This window comes from Wolbachia endosymbiont of Tetranychus urticae (assembly GCF_046529255.1).
In the GTDB taxonomy this organism is placed as follows: domain Bacteria; phylum Pseudomonadota; class Alphaproteobacteria; order Rickettsiales; family Anaplasmataceae; genus Wolbachia.
Window position 1 is genome coordinate 231,767 of record NZ_CP114181.1, and the last position, 18,262, is coordinate 250,028.

The 18,262-nt window shown below is 34.4% G+C and carries 18 protein-coding genes, 1 other RNA gene and 5 pseudogenes; 19 read left to right on the forward strand and 5 right to left on the reverse strand.

Translation table 11 applies throughout. The features are described 5' to 3' along the window. Positions 1-62 precede the first annotated feature (62 nt). The 16 genes and pseudogenes from O1Q06_RS01405 to O1Q06_RS01480 all read left to right on the forward strand — a co-directional run. Positions 63-647 (forward strand): annotated as a pseudogene (locus O1Q06_RS01405) (glutamate ligase domain-containing protein); the annotation flags it as partial. A 335-nt stretch (positions 648-982) separates the two neighbouring features. Continuing rightward, positions 983-2,257, forward strand: coding sequence for a phosphopyruvate hydratase (gene eno, locus O1Q06_RS01410; RefSeq protein ID WP_410542817.1), 1,275 nt, complete (start codon positions 983-985; stop codon positions 2,255-2,257). Beyond that, positions 2,245-3,267, forward strand: coding sequence for an Obg family GTPase CgtA (cgtA, locus tag O1Q06_RS01415; RefSeq protein ID WP_410542818.1), 1,023 nt, complete (start codon positions 2,245-2,247; stop codon positions 3,265-3,267). Before eno ends, cgtA begins: the two co-directional genes overlap by 13 nt. A gap of 148 nt (positions 3,268-3,415) precedes the next feature. Next, positions 3,416-3,658: a hypothetical protein gene (locus O1Q06_RS01420; RefSeq protein WP_410542819.1), complete on the forward strand. Its 243-nt coding sequence runs from the start codon at positions 3,416-3,418 to the stop codon at positions 3,656-3,658. A gap of 19 nt (positions 3,659-3,677) precedes the next feature. Continuing rightward, positions 3,678-4,679, forward strand: a pseudogene (locus O1Q06_RS01425) (IS630-like element ISWpi10 family transposase). 9 nt (positions 4,680-4,688) lie between these two features. Next, entirely contained in the window at positions 4,689-4,970 is a 282-nt protein-coding gene (locus tag O1Q06_RS01430) for an ankyrin repeat domain-containing protein (protein ID WP_410542820.1), read from the forward strand. A 481-nt stretch (positions 4,971-5,451) separates the two neighbouring features. Continuing rightward, positions 5,452-5,788, forward strand: a transfer-messenger RNA (tmRNA) gene (gene ssrA, locus O1Q06_RS01435). Between the two features lie 16 nt (positions 5,789-5,804). Further along, entirely contained in the window at positions 5,805-6,233 is a 429-nt protein-coding gene (locus O1Q06_RS01440) for a ClpXP protease specificity-enhancing factor SspB (protein WP_410542821.1), read from the forward strand. Positions 6,234-6,697: 464 nt separating this feature from the next. Continuing rightward, positions 6,698-7,456 carry a hypothetical protein gene (locus tag O1Q06_RS01445; protein ID WP_410542822.1) on the forward strand — a complete coding sequence of 253 codons (759 nt, stop codon included), beginning with the start codon at positions 6,698-6,700 and terminating at the stop codon, positions 7,454-7,456. Positions 7,457-7,493: 37 nt separating this feature from the next. Beyond that, the gene (locus O1Q06_RS01450) at positions 7,494-7,889 is read left to right on the forward strand and encodes a hypothetical protein (RefSeq protein WP_410542823.1); all 396 of its coding nucleotides are present in this window, start codon (positions 7,494-7,496) and stop codon (positions 7,887-7,889) included. Positions 7,890-7,956: 67 nt separating this feature from the next. Continuing rightward, the gene (locus tag O1Q06_RS01455) at positions 7,957-8,235 is read left to right on the forward strand and encodes a YggT family protein (protein WP_410542824.1); all 279 of its coding nucleotides are present in this window, start codon (positions 7,957-7,959) and stop codon (positions 8,233-8,235) included. Beyond that, positions 8,236-10,347 carry a DNA translocase FtsK 4TM domain-containing protein gene (locus O1Q06_RS01460; RefSeq protein ID WP_410542825.1) on the forward strand — a complete coding sequence of 704 codons (2,112 nt, stop codon included), beginning with the start codon at positions 8,236-8,238 and terminating at the stop codon, positions 10,345-10,347. 181 nt (positions 10,348-10,528) lie between these two features. Further along, positions 10,529-11,086, forward strand: a complete 558-nt coding sequence (locus O1Q06_RS01465; RefSeq protein WP_410542826.1) for a hypothetical protein — start codon at positions 10,529-10,531, stop codon at positions 11,084-11,086. A 176-nt stretch (positions 11,087-11,262) separates the two neighbouring features. Continuing rightward, a complete protein-coding gene (locus O1Q06_RS01470) occupies positions 11,263-11,892 on the forward strand; it encodes a TRP75-related protein (protein ID WP_410542827.1) in 630 nt (209 codons plus the stop codon). A 16-nt stretch (positions 11,893-11,908) separates the two neighbouring features. Continuing rightward, positions 11,909-13,189: a flavodoxin-dependent (E)-4-hydroxy-3-methylbut-2-enyl-diphosphate synthase gene (gene ispG / locus O1Q06_RS01475; protein ID WP_410542828.1), complete on the forward strand. Its 1,281-nt coding sequence runs from the start codon at positions 11,909-11,911 to the stop codon at positions 13,187-13,189. A 309-nt stretch (positions 13,190-13,498) separates the two neighbouring features. Next, positions 13,499-14,953 (forward strand): IS4 family transposase, encoded by a 1,455-nt coding sequence (locus O1Q06_RS01480; protein ID WP_410542423.1) that lies wholly within the window; start codon positions 13,499-13,501, stop codon positions 14,951-14,953. On the opposite strand, the gene O1Q06_RS01485 is transcribed toward O1Q06_RS01480, so the two are convergent. The 5 genes and pseudogenes from O1Q06_RS01485 to O1Q06_RS01505 form a co-directional block, all read right to left on the reverse strand. Further along, positions 14,938-15,282, reverse strand: coding sequence for a transposase (locus O1Q06_RS01485; RefSeq protein ID WP_410542578.1), 345 nt, complete (start codon positions 15,280-15,282; stop codon positions 14,938-14,940). The two genes, O1Q06_RS01480 and O1Q06_RS01485, sit on opposite strands and share 16 nt — an antisense overlap. Positions 15,283-15,338: 56 nt before the next feature. Further along, a pseudogene (locus tag O1Q06_RS01490) lies at positions 15,339-15,527 on the reverse strand (IS630 transposase-related protein); the annotation flags it as partial. Positions 15,528-15,541: 14 nt separating this feature from the next. Further along, positions 15,542-15,697, reverse strand: a complete 156-nt coding sequence (locus O1Q06_RS01495) for an IS630 transposase-related protein (protein ID WP_410542829.1) — start codon at positions 15,695-15,697, stop codon at positions 15,542-15,544. A gap of 41 nt (positions 15,698-15,738) precedes the next feature. Continuing rightward, positions 15,739-16,009, reverse strand: a pseudogene (locus tag O1Q06_RS01500) (IS630 transposase-related protein); the annotation flags it as partial. 78 nt (positions 16,010-16,087) lie between these two features. Further along, entirely contained in the window at positions 16,088-16,735 is a 648-nt protein-coding gene (locus O1Q06_RS01505) for a heme exporter protein CcmB (protein ID WP_410542830.1), read from the reverse strand. Between the two features lie 108 nt (positions 16,736-16,843). Between O1Q06_RS01505 and O1Q06_RS01510 the strand changes: the two genes are divergently transcribed. The 3 genes and pseudogenes from O1Q06_RS01510 to O1Q06_RS01520 form a co-directional block, all read left to right on the forward strand. Further along, entirely contained in the window at positions 16,844-17,221 is a 378-nt protein-coding gene (locus tag O1Q06_RS01510; protein ID WP_007302671.1) for a TraR/DksA family transcriptional regulator, read from the forward strand. Positions 17,222-17,444: 223 nt separating this feature from the next. Further along, the gene (locus O1Q06_RS01515) at positions 17,445-17,792 is read left to right on the forward strand and encodes an IS630 transposase-related protein (RefSeq protein ID WP_410542358.1); all 348 of its coding nucleotides are present in this window, start codon (positions 17,445-17,447) and stop codon (positions 17,790-17,792) included. Positions 17,793-17,985: 193 nt separating this feature from the next. Continuing rightward, positions 17,986-18,200: pseudogene (locus O1Q06_RS01520) on the forward strand (IS982 family transposase); the annotation flags it as partial. Between the last annotated feature and the right edge of the window lie 62 nt (positions 18,201-18,262).

The window sequence follows — 18,262 nt, forward strand, 5'->3', positions numbered from 1 at the left end:
TTCAATTAAAAGAACTCTCTCTCGAAGGACAAAAAGAAGATATTCAACCTTGTACCAGAATTATAAAGAATGTAGTGCTATCAAATGCAATAGGAATGCATAAAGTTAGCAACGCCCTGGCTGCAATATCAGCTGCAGTGAAACTTGGAATTAGTGATGAAGAGATTAAAAAAGGTCTTTTGGAATTTAAAGGAGTAGCAAGGAGATTTTCTTTAATTGCCAATATTAAAGGTGTTAAGTTAATTGAGGATTATGCTCACCACCCAAATGAAATACAGGCAACCCTGGCAGCAGCACGTTCGATTGCTAAAAGAAAGGTAATAGGAATTATCGAGCCGCTTCGTTTTGCTCGTATTCGTAATTTTTTTGATGAGTTCGTACGAATTTTCATGATGTTTGATTATGTAATTCTCACTCCTGTCCATCCTCCAGAAGATAAGCCTATTCCTGGCTGTGGAATTGATGATATACAAAAAGCCTTGATCAGTAATGGGTTTAATGATGTGAAGATTATGAATGATGCTTTACTCATTTCACATTTTATTAGTAATTCGACAAGTTCAGGAGATATAGTATTATTTATTGGTGCTGGTAGTAATATAGCTAAACTAGCGAAAGAAACTGCAAAGCTGCTGCTAGTAAAATAAACTTAAGCATTGGTGATTTATATGATAAAATTGTGTAGTAAAACTGGATCCCAGTGTCTAGGCAAACAACTGTACAGAAATTGTGATATGGGGATAGCTTCCATTAAGAATGGTGTCATCCCAGTGCCCAGACACTGGGATCCAGAAGACTTAACTTTAAATAAGTGGCTGTATAATAAAAACTGGATTCCAGTGTCAAGCACTGGAATGACACCATCTGCTACTCAAATTATCTGTTTATCTGTAGGTTGCAATGTTCGTACACTGAAATGTTACAGCGCTGGGGTGACATTTCCCGAACGTGAACACAATTGTGAATCTAGTGGAGGTTTAGTATGATGAAAAAGACGATCAGCAGTGTATTTGCAAGAGAAATTTTAGATAGCAGGGGTTACCCAACAATTGAGGTAGCAATAGAACTATGTGATGGAGCAACAGGTAGAGCCGCTGTCCCTTCTGGGGCTTCGACCGGTAAACTAGAAGCATTGGAGCTGAGAGATCAAGATGAAAAAAGGTATTGTGGTAAAGGAGTGCTGAAAGCTGTTCAATCTGTGAGTGGAGTGATAGCAAATAAAATCATTGGCATGGATGCAGCAAACCAGAGTGCAATTGATAAAGTTTTAATTGAACTAGATGGAACAAAAAATAAATCTAAACTTGGAGCAAATGCAACTTTGGGTGTGTCTCTTGCTGTTGCAAAAGCAGCAGCAAACAGCTTTAAAATGCCGTTATATAAGTATTTGGGAGTAGGGGAAGAGCAGATGCCAGTTCCGCTAATTAACGTCATTAATGGTGGAGTACATGCAGATAATAAACTCGATTTTCAAGAATTTATGATTCTTCCGGTTGGTGCTGAAACTTTCAGTGAAGCAATCAGAATATCTGCAGAGGTATTTCATAACTTGCGCAGCATTCTTAAGAAAAAAGGTTATAGCACAAACGTAGGAGATGAAGGTGGTTTTGCACCAAACATTGGAAGCACTGAAGAAGCTCTTAATTTGATAATTCAGGCTGTTGAATCTGCTGGTTATTCGATGAAAAATCACTTTGCACTGGGTCTTGATGTTGCTTCATCTACTTTTTATGAAAATAGAGTTTACAAATTTGAAAACAGAGAACTCACTTCAGAGGAATTGGTTCAGTATTATTTTGACCTTGTAGGCAAATATCCAATAATTTCTATAGAAGATGCAATGGATGAAGACGACTATGAAGGTTGGAAATTACTTACTGCAAAATTGGGAAGTAAAATTCAATTAGTCGGGGATGATTTATTTGTTACAAATTGTGAACTAATAAGTAAGGGAATAGAGGAAAAAATGGCAAATTCTGTACTAATTAAACCAAATCAAATAGGAACGCTTGCGGAAACTTTTGCTGCTATTGAAATGGCAAAATCAAATGGCTATAGGGCTATTATTTCGCATCGCTCAGGTGAAACAGAAGATACAACGATATCCCACATAGCGGTTGCATCGAATTGTGGGCAAATAAAGACTGGCTCGCTGTCGCGTTCTGATAGGCTTGCAAAGTATAATGAATTGATGAGAATAGAAAGTTCATTAGGAGAGAATGCTAAATATTATCGCGGGTTAGCATGGATTTCATAGACGAAGTTAAATTATATTTAAAAGCAGGTGATGGTGGCGATGGCTGCGCTAGTTTTCGTCGAGAAAAATTCGTTGAATTTGGTGGCCCAAACGGTGGTAATGGGGGCAGGGGAGGAGACATAATTTTCGTCAGTGATGCAAATCTCAACACTTTGCTTAATTTTCGTTGTCGAAGACATATTAAAGCGAGTAGTGGAAAAAGTGGTACGAGTAGAGATAAATCTGGCACAGCAGGAAAAGATATTATACTTAAAGTTCCAGTTGGCACACAAATAATCGATGAAGAAAGTGAGGAAATAATAGTAGATCTTGATAAACCTGACATGGAATTTCAAGTAGTGAAAGGTGGAAAAGGTGGGCTTGGAAATACTAACTTTAAATCTGCTACTAATAGGGCACCAAGACATTTTACTCATGGTCAGCCTGGCGAAGAAAGAAATATAATATTGAAGCTAAAAGTTTTATCTGATGTTGGCATTATTGGTATGCCAAATGCAGGTAAATCTAAATTTTTAACCCGCTGCTCAAATTCTGATACGAAAGTAGGCGATTATGAATTTACTACTATAAGACCACATTTAGGTGTAGCAAAAGTAGATTATAGCGAAATTGTGATAGCAGATATTCCTGGAATAATCGCTGATGCTCATCTTGGAGTTGGGCTCGGACACAAATTTTTAAGGCACATAGAAAGGTGCAAAATTTTACTGCATTTAATTGATGTAACTCACGATGACATTATTTCAGCTTATAATTGTACACATAATGAACTGAAGCTTTACAATAGTGACCTTATCAAGAAGGAAGAAACTGTCGTGTTAAACAAATGCGACTTATTGGAGGAAGCAGAAATTCTTGAGAAGAAGAATCATTTAGCCAATTCTCTTGATAGAGAAGTACTGTGTTTATCAATCGACGATGATTTACAGCCCATTCTGAGGTTATTGAGTGAGAAAATGAAAAAAAGCGACCCTAAAAAAATTGATGTGTATGATCCTTTTAAGACATAGATTCAGTATACAGATGGCTAATCTAATAATTGCAGTTTTAAATTATATTAATACCTATAGCATAGTAGTCATTACATAGAATGTTTTCGTCCTCATATCTTGCTTTAATGCTATAATTAGTATTTATTCTTAAAAATCGGAGAACATTATGAGTAACACGTCGATATTACAAAAAATACTATATAGGATTGATAATGATGACAAAATAAGCGCATCTAACATAATTGAAAAATTAAAAAGTGAGCTGCAGCAGCATGTTAATATGTACAATACATGGGAAGAAAGTGGATTTGACATAAATGCTAATTCATTTGATGGAAGTAACTTATACCAATTCCCACTATGTAAAGAACAGATAGACAATAATGGGAAAGAAGTGATACTAGAGTAGATAAAATAGAGAGGTATAAATGGCATTAAGGTCAAAACTGTTAGACGAAAAAGTTGTAAATTTGGCGAAAGAAATGTTAAAAAAGGTCAGAAATAACGCATATGTTTCAAAAAAGTTACAAGCGGTGATAGCAGGAAAAGAAAGTAGTATAAGCGCTGTGGCAAGAATATGTAAAATTTCAAGGACTGCTTTGACTGAATGGATAAAGCATCTAAAATTTGGTAGAGTAGAAAAATTATTTTCCCCTTCTCAGCGGCGAAGAAAAAGCAAATTAAACAAAAATCAACGTGAGCAAATTGAAATATGGGTAGAAAGAAATCCAAATATTACTATTAAGGAAGTGCAAATAAAAATCTCAGAGGAATTTGGCCTAAACATTAGCAAATCAACAGTGCATCGTGAGATACAAAGGATGAAGTTTTCTTATATAACACCGAGGCCAATTCACCATAAACAAGATAAAAACAAGCAAGAAGAGTTTAAAAAATACTTCAATAAAATAGTCAATTCCCACCCTGAAAAGGAGGTATTTTTTTGATGAATCACGATTTGGAACTCATTCAAAAATCGGACACGGATGGTTTAAAAAAGGGGTCAGAACGCAGGTTAAATGAAAATTGGTAGACAAAATTTCTATATCTACAGTGCGGTAAATCCAAGAAGTGGTAAGAAAATTAGCCTACTTGCTCCATATGTAAACACTGATTGTATGAATATATTTCTGGAGCAGATGTCGAAAGATTTAGGCACGAAAAAAGCCTTTCTTGTAATGGATTGTGCAGGCTGGCATAGATCAAAAAGTTTGAAAATTCAGAAAAACATTACCATTATATACTTGCCTCCTTATTCACCAGAACTGAATCCTGTTGAGAGGTTGTGGCAATATATCAAACACAATACTTTACGCAACAGAGTCTACGATACCATAGGCTTACTTGAAGATGTTCTGTGTAATTTTATTGTCAGTATTTCCAGTGCTACTATTAAACGAGTTTGTAATGTTTCTTATTTGTTCGATTAGTAATGTAATTTGGTATTACTATGTTTAGCATCTGGAAGTGGCTGTGTAAAAGTAGTAGAGTTTCTTATAGAGAAGGATGCAAATGTTAATATACAAGATAATGAAGGAAAGACTCCTTTGGATTATGCTATTTCTAGTGGAAGGGAAGAAGTAATAGAAATTCTTACAGGAAAAATTCTTTTATCTGATGAAGGACTGACATCACAGATGTCATCAGAACAAGAAGTAGAGATTGATTCACAAGATCAATACGAAACTCTTCCTTCATATCCGTTTTTTTCTAACAAATAGAAAGTTAGAAAGTACACTGAATTGATTTAATTCTTGAGGAGAAAAACTAATTTATAGTCTAGTTACACAGGCAATTTTCCACAGTTGTCTGCATTTTTTGTTCCACAACTTATCTTTTTTTCGGCTTGTGCCATTCCTCACACTGTCTCTTGCTTTCTTGAACTCAGAAATTCAATAGCTACAAAAGCATTTGAGTAGTTTTTTGTTAAGAATTAGGCATAGAATCCCCCATATTTATTAATAAAGAACAGAAAAAATGTAACGCACATACGACAGAGATTAAGCATATGTGTGCACCCATTTGCGCTGAAGAAGATACCCTACATTCTTTACTGAGTTTGATTATTTGATAAAAAAGTCTGCAGACGAAGATAGATTTTGAGCTCTAAAAATATCCCTACTTTGATTATACTAAGATTAGATAAATAGGCGAAGTAATTTTTATATTAATTTTTTAGCTTACAACAGATTTTACGTTCAACAACTTGACATTTATTCAATACTACTGTACAATAAAGATGTGCATTTTTTGTACTATGGCAATAAAATTACCTTGTAATAGGTGTATTGGACCCGAGGGCAGTACTCGGCGCCTCCACCATATTTTTTGATTGATACGGGGGCGAGTAAGGATCGACATACATAGTAAAGATGGTACCTTTGCTCGGTTAGATACCACCGCTAAGAGTTCACAATTTAGATGCAAACGATAACTTTGCTGCTGAAGACAATGTTGCATTAGCTGCTTAATTTAGGCACTATAACTTCATTGCTATAAGCACGGTTTAGGGAACGCCGGGTAACAGAAGTTCCCCCCAAACATGTAAGGGTTATATGGATAAAACAGATTATCAGAAGTCGCTTAGTTATGCTAAATTTCAAGTTATCAAAAAGGCTTTGAATACTATATTAGATAATGTTTTTACTCCTCACTTAGAGATACTGTTTTTTACGCGCTTTAATGGTGTTGTCATACCAGACTACTTGAAAGAATCATATCCTACTCAAATGCTTATTATATTACAGCACCAATTTTATAGCCTAAAAGTTCTTGAGGATAAGTTTAGCGTCAGTTTGAGCTTTCGTGGAAAACAAGAACAAGTCACTGTACCGTTTTTTGCTATTAGTGAGTTTTATGATAAAATTTCAGGAGATACTTTAGTCTTTAGCGTTGATTCTGATAAAGAATATGAAAGTGAGAAATGTGCTGAAAAGTCATCAAATGGTAGTATTATATCTATAGATCAACTTTACGATAAGTAGTTACTTCATTTTATAAATAAAAAATATTGTATCTGTTCAGGATATCGACAAGACCATAGAGTAAAAGTGAGTTTATAACAGATGGTATCATTTGACTAGCTGACATTGGCTTTCACATAAAAAACGTTGTAAAGCCCTTTCATGTTTACCAACTTAGTGCCAATCTGGATCCCAGTGTCTGGGCACTGGAATGACAACAAAGGGACTACTTGAGCAGAGGCTATTTAGGTAACAATAGGTGGACAAGAAAAGAAGCGCTGGTTTCATACGTACCTGAACACTTATCCTGCATGTAATAAACATGATCAAAAAGCTATTCATACAGTACACATCTCTCCGTTAATTTATCAATAAGTTTTTTATCCACGTGGAATCAAAGATTACAATATCTTATTAAATTTTAATAAAAATCTTTAATATTTTATGTCATACCTAATATATTATTAAAATATTAGGTAGCAGTAATGTCAACATATATAAAAGAGTACGTCAACGATATTTGTGGATCGCAAATATCAAAAATTCATCTTCTTAAGGAAGACAAGGTCAGAGTCTTTTTCAAAAATGATAATGGAAAAACTTTTGATCGAACTTTCTCAAAAAGAGATATTGCAGAATTTTTAAACCAAACTATTGAAACTGAAGACTTTGTTATCACGCAAGATATAGAGAATAGCATTGCTTGTAATATAAAAGGAATTTATAAAGACAGCAAAGGGAAATATCACTACACAGAAATAATATCATATACTCAGGTAAAGTTGGCTTATGAAGAATATACACAAAAATTTAAGAGAGAAGATGGTATCAAATTAGGATTAAATCAACATATTTCCACAGCCATAGGGAATATGCCAATATTGAGTGGATGGTATAAAAAAATTCTAGGCTTTAATCCTAGAAACGGATTATGTAACCCATTAAGTAACTTAATTGTTTCTATGAAGCTAGAAAGTAGAGAAGACTTTTTAAGCTTTTTTAATAGACTAAATAACAAAATAACCGAGCAAGATATTATAGATTACCTTAATGGCAAGGAAGAAAAAGAACGGCAGTTACATTTGATACTAGTTCTATCGGAGTGCTTACCTATTTTATGTTTTTATGATTCTAAAAAGAGTAAAAATTTTGTTTTCTCTGACAACATCTTGCTAAATAAACAAAAATTTTTCTTTGATCCTAAAACGAAAAAAACAAGCTTCCATTTCTCAAGAGAAACTTGAGCATGCATTAGATAACACAAAATCAGAGCATTATATAATGTTTAGCTGCCGCCGCAGTTATTATTATAAAGATGAAAAGCTCAGTAAAGATGGGCATGCTATGCTAATACATAAGGGAGAAAATAGTAGGTACATATTTTTTGACGCTAATATTGGAGTGGTTGGTTTTTGTTCTAAAACAGGCATTGCGCAATTAGAACTAAATGATGTGCTTGATTTGATAAACCTTGCCATCTGGTATTATTCAGCCAGTGGATATTTTAGAGAGCAAGTTCCACATAGCTGTGACACATTAATTTTGCTTCGAGATGTAACATTGGCGCTGCAGGAAGTTGAAGAATTTTACAGTAGAGGGAATCCAAGGGAGCAAATAGTGGACATCTCTATTGATAAACAGACTAATCAGTTATTGTTTACACCTATTTCAGCATAAAAATTATTGTGGGGCTTGATTTTATACATATCACTACACATAATAGACTTTAGTATAAATTAGTAATATGCATCCAATCATATACTTACTTAACTTGTTACTTGATCTTTACAGCTTCGTTCTAATATGCTCAGTTGCTCTCGATTTATTGATTAAATTGAATGTAGTTAACATGTATAATGAGATTGTAAGCAGCATAATGCAAACTTTAAACAGACTCACTTATCCTCCACTAAAGGTTATCAGAAGGTATATACAACCATTCAATGGATTAGATTTATCCGTAATGCTATTGATAATAGCAATTCACTTTGTAAAATATACAATTACTTATTACTTTAAATAGATGTTAAAAAAACAGCTAAAATCAGCGATATACTTGTCACTATTAATGTATATATATATATCGGTTTTTAGCTATAATTATAAAGATCCATCCTTAAATACAGCTACAAATCAGGAAGTAACAAATTTGGGCGGAGTAGTAGGTTCATATTTAGCTGATATATTGGTTCAATTTCTTGGACTCGCTAGTATTACAATAGCTACAACCATAGTTTACTTTTTAATTTTCAGAGCATCATTGCTGAAAATTATCTACCTAACGTTAATCAATATAGCAATATATGCTATATTGTCGCAACTTTCGCTTGGCATTACTGCTAGATACATGCACGGTGGAATAGTCGGTAATGCTCTAATTGACCACTGCCCGTTTTACATATTCACAGTAGTAGCATCAATAGGTATTGTAGGATTGATTGGTTGGAAGAGAACGGTTTATTCTTTGCTTTTCCTATGTAAAAAAATATTTTCCCTTTTTACAAAGGTTCTGTTTCTCAGGTTACGTAAAACTACTGATTATTCAATAGCACCATTAGTAGTAGAGGAAAAATATATAACCACTAAACAACAACCGAAAGAAAGAAAGAAAAAAGCTGCCGAAGAAATTGTTAAACCACCTTCTAGCGAGTTTGAGTTTCCAAGCATTCACTTACTTTCCAAAGCAGAAGAATCTTTGCAGAGAAAACAGTTGAATGCATTAGAGAGCAATAAGAATTTATCTCTGCTCGAGCAGGTTCTAAGTGATTTTGGCGTGCAAGGAAAAATTATTAGTGTATGTTATGGACCGGTTGTGACTTTATACAAACTTGAACCACAAGCAGGTACAAAATCTGCAAGAGTGATTGGTCTTGCAGATGATATTGCACGTTCAATGAGTGCACTCTCTGCACGTATTTCAATAATTCGTGGACAAAATGCCATGGGGATAGAATTGCCGAATAAAGAGCGAGAGATTGTGATGCTACGTGATTTACTTGAATCGCCAGAATACCAAAATGCAAACTTAAATCTTCCAATTGCGCTTGGCAAGGAAATAAGCGGAAAACCTGTTATTGCAGATCTGACTAAAATGCCCCACTTGCTTGTTGCCGGGACTACGGGGTCAGGAAAATCAGTTGCGATTAACACGATGATTCTATCGCTCGTTTATCGATTAAGTCCTGATGAATGCAAGATGATAATGATCGACCCCAAAATGCTCGAGCTTTCAATATATGATGCAATACCACATCTAATAACGCCAGTGGTAACAGAGCCAAAAAAAGCTGTTATTGCTCTTAAGTGGATAGTGAAAGAGATGGAAAATCGCTATCGCATGATGTCATATTTAAATGTGCGCAATGTAATAAACTATAATCAAAAAATTACAGAAGCGATGAATAGCGGAATAGAGTTGGAGCGCGTTGTACAGATTGGCTTTAACTCAACAACGGGTAAACCTTTATTTGAAAAAATACCACTTAAAATGGAGACATTTCCGTATATTGTGGTGATCGTAGATGAAATGGCAGATTTAATGCTTGTTGCTGGCAAAGATATAGAATGCTCTATTCAACGTTTAGCTCAGATGGCTCGTGCTGCAGGAATACACATCATAATGGCAACGCAACGTCCGTCTGTAGATGTGATAACAGGTGTGATAAAAGCAAACTTTCCAACGAGAATTAGTTTTGCTGTTACTTCTAAGATAGATAGCCGTACAATACTTGGTGAACAAGGGGCTGAACAATTGCTCGGTATGGGTGATATGCTCTATATGGCTTCTGGTGGTAAGATTATTCGAGTTCACGGTCCATTTGTAAGTGATGATGAGGTGCAAAATATAGTTGATCATCTGAAAACGCAAGGTGAGCCAAACTACATGGAGGAAATCACTCAAGAAGATGAAAATTCTTTCGCGGAATCAGAAGGTGAAACAGAAGATGAAGAGAACGATATATACAAGCAAGCAGTGGCCATCATTCAGAGAGATCAAAAGGTTTCAACTAGTTACATTCAAAGGCAACTTAGAATAGGCTATAACAGAGCTGCAAATATTGTTGAAAGAATGGAGAAAGAAGGTATCGTCAGTGCTCCGAGTTACTCAGGAAAGAGAGAGATATTGGTAGAATAACCCTTAACTTAAACCAAAGAAAGTTATTTTAAGATGAATAGACCTCTTGCATAACTGGAATTCAAAAGTTTCAGCGCATGACCAGATATTTCTTATTGGATCCCAGTTGTATAGTGTTTAATACTAAATTAACTACTAAAAACGTACAATAGTAATATATTAATTAGCTAGGGGGTTAAAAATGGGTATAACCAAATTTGTATTCGGTTTTGATAAATCAGATGTGAAAGCATTGCAGGAAAGTCAAAAGATAGATGCTGAAAAGTTTCAAGAAGTATTTAGCGTATTAAAAGAATGGCAAGAAGCTCAAAAGATAGATGCTAAACAGTTTGAAGAGGTATTTAGTGCATTAAAAGAGTGGCAAGAAGCTCAAAAGATAGATGTTGAGCAGTTTGAAAAAGTTTTTGGTGTATTAGAAGACAAGATTGGTACTGAGCAGTTTCAAGCTATGCAAGAGCACTTAAGCGGCTTGCAAGAAAAATTTACAGGCTTAGAAGAAAAAGTAGAAACATTTGCAGACATGGTAGGGGGACAAGAACAAGCAATACTAACTTGTGCCATAGTCAGTGCTGTTGCTGCAATAGCTGTAACTAGTTTTGTTGCATTCTGTATCTATCAGGGAGTTAAGCTTGATAAAGAGAAGAAAAACGACTTGTCTCAAGATATGCCAAGCGGAAAGTTTAATAATGTGAATGATACCGCAAAACTGAATAATAACTTACGGCAAGGAAGAGTGTAATGCTCTTCTTGAAAGGGTGTTACGTAAAATTTGTAACACCTTAAATTTCCTTTAGATTATGTAGGTTTTGGTAGTAAATTTTTTAGAAAGATGTTTGTATTATAAAGTTGGTAGAGATTCTGATTTACTTGAAGTTTGTTAATTGGTATCTTTTAAAGTACAATATTCACTATAGTATGCTTAAGATCTTTTCTAAAATTTTATTTATATTAATACTTTTGGTTTCTAGTTTCTTTACTGTACATAATGTTGAAGCGAAGTCTAAGGTAAAGTTCAGTAAGAGGTACATACCTCCTGGTAACCCTGGTGGTGCAAACTTTCATGCAGACGAGGATTTTGCTGAGTCATATAAACTGTATGAGAAGCGTAGGGGGCTCCTCAAGAAAAAAAAGTTACAAGATCTAGCTATAAATAAAGAAGATCTAATCAAAAAATTAAAAGAAAAAAAAATTGCTAGCCTTGATAACGAGCCAAACAACGTGGGAGCTTGCATAGTTGAAGATGGGGAGGATGCTATGATCAATCAGCATGGTATTAATCTTGCACGTTTAAAGGGTGCTGTATTTATAGATCAAGAGCCAGTTTCTCAGTATGAAAGTAAGCAGCATAAAAAAAGTGAACAACAAAAAGGGAAAAAAGTTACTTCAACACGAGAAAAAAAAGTTTCCCCTATAAATGTTACTATAAAAGAAACTCCATCAAGAAGAACGTGCTCTCATGATTCTATTACTGATCTAAATAGAACACCACAGCATAGTTTAAATGGTTCAAGTTCATTTGGTAGTGTAGTTGACACAGTAAAATAGTGTCACGATTAATAATATGCTAGATAGAGACCTGACATTGAGTGATGATGCATATGAGTCATCGCCGGTTTCCAGGCATAAAACTCATACTGTAAAAGTTGGACAAGTGAAGATAGGTGGAAATAATCCTATAGTTGTTCAATCCATGGCACTTGGTGCACATATAGATTCTGACAACATAAAAAGCAGTGCTCAGAAATATGCAAAAGAAGTAATAGAACTAGCGCATGCAGGTTCAGAGTTGGTGCGAATTGCTTTGAACTCAGAGGAAGTAGCAAAAGCAATACCTTATATAGTAGAGGAAATAAATAAAGAAGGCTTTGATGGTAAGATATTAGTAGGCTGTGGACAATATGAGCTCTACAGGCTGATTCAGGATTATCCAGACAACATTAAAATTCTGGGTAAAATTAGGATAAATCCAGGTAATATAGGCTTTGGTGATAAACGTGATGAAAAATTTGAAAAAATTATAGAATATGCAATAACGCATGATCTTCCTGTCAGAATTGGAGTAAATTGGGGTAGTCTTGATAAGTACCTTTCACAAAAATTAATGGATGAAAACTCCTTGTCTAGTAATCCAAAAACTTCTGATGTTATATTACGTAAGACGCTTGTAATGTCTGCTCTTGGTAGTGCAAAAAAAGCTGAAAAGATTGGCCTTAATGCAGAGAAAATAATCATTTCATGTAAAGTCAGTAGAGTGCAGGATTTAATTTTGGTTTATACGGCACTTGCAAAATCTTCCAATTATGCGCTGCATTTGGGTTTAACCGAAGCTGGTATGGGTAACAAAGGCGTAGTAAATACCACAGCAGGGCTTACTTATTTATTGCAAAATGGTATTGGAGATACTATCCGGGCTTCTTTAACTCAGCGCCCTGGTGAATCACGCACTAATGAGGTGGTAGTATGTCAGGAAATACTGCAGTCTATAGGTTTGCGCTACTTTAACCCTCAGGTGAGTTCATGTCCTGGTTGTGGACGCACAAGTAGCGATCGTTTTCGTATATTAACTAAGGAAGTAAATAGCTACATAAAAACTCATATGCCGGTATGGAAGAAAAAGAATCCTGGTATAGAATATATGAAAGTTGCTGTTATGGGATGCATAGTAAATGGTCCTGGAGAGAGCAAACATGCAAATCTGGGGATCAGCCTGCCTGGATACGGAGAAAAACCTGTTTCAGCAGTCTACAAAGACGGCAAATATTTCAAAACTTTACAAGGTGATAATATTTTTGAAGAATTTAAGGAAATTATTAGTGATTATGTGGAGAAGCATTACACATAAGCCTTTCACAAGTTTGTATTTAGACTACATTCTGTAAATTAAATGCAAAAATGGTGTCTATTGAGTGGATGTCAAATTAGACAATAAAGAACGCCAATTTAAAAACTATAGTATTTTCTAAAATGAATAATAAATTACCATTATGGTATTACCAACCAAAAGTTGTAAGTCTGTACATTTATACATCAGAGGTCTGAGGCGGCTTTTGATGGTATGCCAACAGTGTTCTATGGGATTCAAATCTCACTTTTACCCACAAGTATAAAAAGCAAGTAAGATAGAGAAAAATATACTTAAGATGAGGTAAAAATGTGTGAAGTAAATAGAAATGTACAATGTGCTGATGGCTTAGGAGATAAATGGCTAGAAAAAGAGTTGAGACATGTTAATCTGGGAGATGTAAGACTTAATACAAGACTTATTAAAACAAGCTATTTAATAGAGAATAAGGCGTCTGGGTCAATTAGTCAAAGCTGTGTAGGATGGAAAGAAGCTAAAGGTGCATACAGATTATTTAGCAATGAGAAGCTTGAAGCTAAGGAAATTTATTCTTCCCATTATAAAGAAACTATGGAAAGGATAAAAGGAAATGAGCTGGTATTTTCAGTTCAAGATACAAGTTATTTGGATTTTGACTCTCATATAAAGACTAAGGGTCTAGGTAGTATTTCTAAAGCCTATACAAAATATAAAAAGGGTTTGTTATTGCACAGTAACTTAATGGTTAACAAAGACGGATTACCTTTAGGGCTATCTTCTCAACAGTGTTGGGCACGTTCTATCAGGGAAGAAACAGCCCAAGAAAAAGCAAACAGGAAATACCGTACTGCTATAAAGGAGAAAGAAAGCTATAAGTGGATAGCGGCACTAAAAGAAACCCTAAATAACCTCGCAGAAGGTGTACAGCTTGTTACTATTGGTGATAGGGAAGCAGATATTTTTAAGTTTTTATGGACTGTTGAATCATTGGACAGTTTTTATGTAATCCGCAACCGAACTAATAGGAAATTCATCTGTATTGAAGGGGGAAAAACGGATTTGCAAACACGTATAACTCAACTGCCTGTAAAAAAGGAAATTGTCTTGAATGTTGCTGAAAATAAATACCAGATCTCAAGAAAAGCTAACATTGAAGTCAGGTATATGAAAGGCTATATACCTATCAGATCTCCTTACATTTATGGATCGAAAGATACAGAGCATAAAATAAGTGATAAAATCGCTATATATGTAGTAAGTGCCAAAGAAACAAATCCTCCTGAAAGAGTAGAAGCTATTGATTGGACTTTGCTGACTAATGTACCAGTTAATAGCACTTTAGATGCTATAGAAAGGATAAATTGGTATAAGCTAAGATGGAAAATCGAGGAGTATTTTAGGATTTTAAAATCAGGATGTAAGGTAGAAAGCTCTCGTTTAGCTACAAAAGAAAGATTAGAGAAATTAATCGCTATAAAGAGCATTATTGCATTTAATATTTTATATTTAACAAAAATCGCTTTATCGAATCCTATGGAGGTTTGTACTAAGGTTTTAAGTAATGAAGAGTGGAAAACCCTTTACATACGTGAGCATAAAGTAGCCAAATTGCCAGAAGAACCTCCAAACATAAAACAAGCTATTATTTGGTTAGGAAAATTAGGTGGATTTATGAATAGAAAAAGTGATAATTTACCAGGAACTATGACTCTATGGCGTGGTTATGAAAACCTCAGGGAAAGCATGGTTATGCTTCGCATAATGACCTCTCAAAGTTGTGGGTAAAAGTGAGGATTCAAATCTGGTGAATATGTTGGAAGATACAGCACATGACAGCCAAAAGACTCTATTAATGATTTTGTTTTAGTGGTCTTATGAAATGTAGCATTATCCATAACTATGGTTGTGCCAAGTGGCAATTTAGGTTTCTCCAACCATATATTGAATACCTCTTTGTCACACCCACCTTTGAAAGTCATTGGTGCAATAAATCTCATTCCAATCCACCCGGCTACTATACCGATTCTCTCTCGCTGGAATATCTGCATAAATTTTCTTTCCTCTTGGAGCACGTCCATATTCTCGGTATAACTTATTATCAACTCCTGCTTCATCTATATATAAGATGCTGGAATGATCTATTTTTGAGATTTTATCAATAAATTGCTGCCTATCTTCTTGATTGCGCTCTTGATATAGTGTGACTTTTTTTTAAAGTAATTTTTAGCTGTTTTAGTCTATACCAAATTGAATTTATTCCAAATCCAAGATTTTGTTTCATCTCTGCCAGAGTATGATCTGGATTCTTTGTAACATATTCTTCGAGTATTTTTGGGTCTATTTTTCGAATAAAGCTACCGTTTTTAGATGGCTTTAGGCTTTCATTAGGCTTTCACCAGCAGCTTTCTTTTTTAACCAGCGGTACAGCGTTGCTATTCCTATCTCCATGAGCTCTGCTATCTCAACCTTTGTCTTCCCTTTTTCTATCATCAATACTGCCTTTTCCCTTAAATCCACACTATATGCCATTATAACTCAAATACTTTATTATACCTTTATCATTTACTTTAGGAAATACTATAATATTGCCCCAGCATCTCTGACTGAGTTTTGCCACCTTGCTCATTTGCAAATTCGGCAAATGCATTCCAGTCGGTAATTTTATGCCACGCTTCCAGGCTTTTTTGACTGAAAATCTCCCGTTTTCTCACGTCTTTTCTTCCACTCATATAAAGTTGTTTTTCCGATCTTAAATCTCTTGGTAACAGTTTCTCCACTCTCTCCTTCATCCAATGCTTCCATTACCTTTTTTCTTAAGTCATAACTATTTGCTACTGGCATCCTTACCTTCCACTACTATCAATCCATATCTTACTCTTTTTGGACTATTATGAGAAGGGCTATAACTAGTAAGTTTTTTCAATCCTGCTCCACAGCAAATTTTAATGCTATGTGAGTAGTTATAGTGCTGTTAACAATTAAAATGACAAAAACTAAGATGGTGATTAGTAGTGTATAAATATTCAAGGATAAATTTTCAAATTGAGTTAGCAATTTGAAATATACAAAAGTTGGCATTATCATTGGCAAAACAAGAATTTGCGACACTCCTGATGCTAAGTTATTTCGACCAATCATCAATGCATTTCCAGTAGCTGAAATATTAATGATTATCAGCGTATTAAATAATAAAGACACTCCAACTGCTATTGAATGTTCAATATTATTGCCTAGAATTGCAAAGCTGAACATGAAAGAAATCACTGAAATCGGTAACCCAAATAACAACCAGTGAGCGAAGATTTTATAAGCAACTATCAGCCTAGAAGAGAGTGGCTGTAAAAAGATTTGCTCTAATATTCCATCATGATAATCAGATGTAAATAAATTATTTGTAGAGATCTGCAAAACAAATGTAGTACATATCCATGTTAATGTTAATATGACTTCTTGTTTACTGTTGTTTTCAAGTGTATATGAAGATAAACTTAACATTATAATAAAAATACATACTATATAAGTAAGATTATTATCATTTATTACTAATTTTTTTACCAAACTAATCATACCAGGATTTTAAATGTTTATTATAAATTATAGTGTTTACTTTGAGGGTAGTATAATTTTTTGTGTTTACAAGTTATATAAGTTTTAATATATTTTATTGATAATGCTATGGAAAAATTAATAAAAATAAAGTTACCGGAAGATTACGTTCCTTCAGAAAATGAAGAATATATGAACGTAAAACAACTGGAATACTTTAGCTTAAAGTTACAATCAATACTCTCTGAACTGGAGAAACAAGATCTAGAAGATAGTAGTATTTATTCTGATAGTGAAAATGGAGAATTAATTAAGCGCCGAAAAGATAGAAAAGAAAAAATTAAGGAGGCGTTGGAAAAAATAAAATTAGGCATTTATGGTTACTGCGATGGAACGGGAGAAGAAATAGGAGTCGAAAGACTTAAAGCTAATCCGCTTGCTATGTATTGTATTGAAGAACAAGAGAGAATAGAAAAAGAAAAGAACGTGTATAACATTAATGATTAGAACTTGTTCGGGAATTCAAGCATATTTCTCTCCTTAACATAACTCTACTCATAGCCAGATATATGAAATTTTCAGTGAATAAATCTTATTCTTTCGATAGTCTTCTATTCCTAAAGCAAAAGTCCTTTCTACAACCCACCTTCTTGGCTGCGCTTTAAACCCCTCATTGGTATAGTATTTCCTAAAGTAAATGATAAAGGTATAATAAAGTATTTGAGTTATAATGGCATATAGTGTGGATTTAAGGGAAAAGGCAGTATTGATGATAGAAAAAGGGAAGACAAAGGTTGAGATAGCAGAGCTCATGGAGATAGGAATAGCAACGCTGTACCGCTGGTTAAAAAAGAAAGCTGCTGGTGAAAGCCTAAAGCCATCTAAAAACGGTAGCTTTATTCGAAAAATAGACCCAAAAATACTCGAAGAATATGTTACAAAGAATCCAGATCATACTCTGGCAGAGATGAAACAAAATCTTGGATTTGGAATAAATTCAATTTGGTATAGACTAAAACAGGTAAAAATTACTTTAAAAAAAAGTCACACTATATCAAGAGCGCAATCAAGAAGATAGGCAGCAATTTATTGATAAAATCTCAAAAATAGACCATTCCAGCATCTTATATATAGATGAAGCAGGAGTTGATAATAAGTTATACCGAGAATATGGACGTGCTCCAAACGCTAATTCTGGATTAAAAAGAGAATAGAAAAGTCAGGAGAGTAGGGTAAACTCAACAAATAGAAAAAAATAGATGAGGTTACCCATGGAAGATATAACAAAACTGTTTTGTCTGGTCGATGATTTTTGCAGAGATATAGAGAAAAATTTTGCAGATAAACTACTGCCAAACGGTAAAAACCCACAAGAGTGCCAGAAATTATACATTCGGAAATTATCACAATAATCCTCCTGTATCAGCAATCTCCCTGTGAAAATTTTAAGGCTTTCTACCTGCATTACCTAACATTGCTCTACAAACGCTAATTCTGGATTAAAAAGAGAATAGAAAAGTCAGGAGAGTAGGGTAAACTCAACAAATA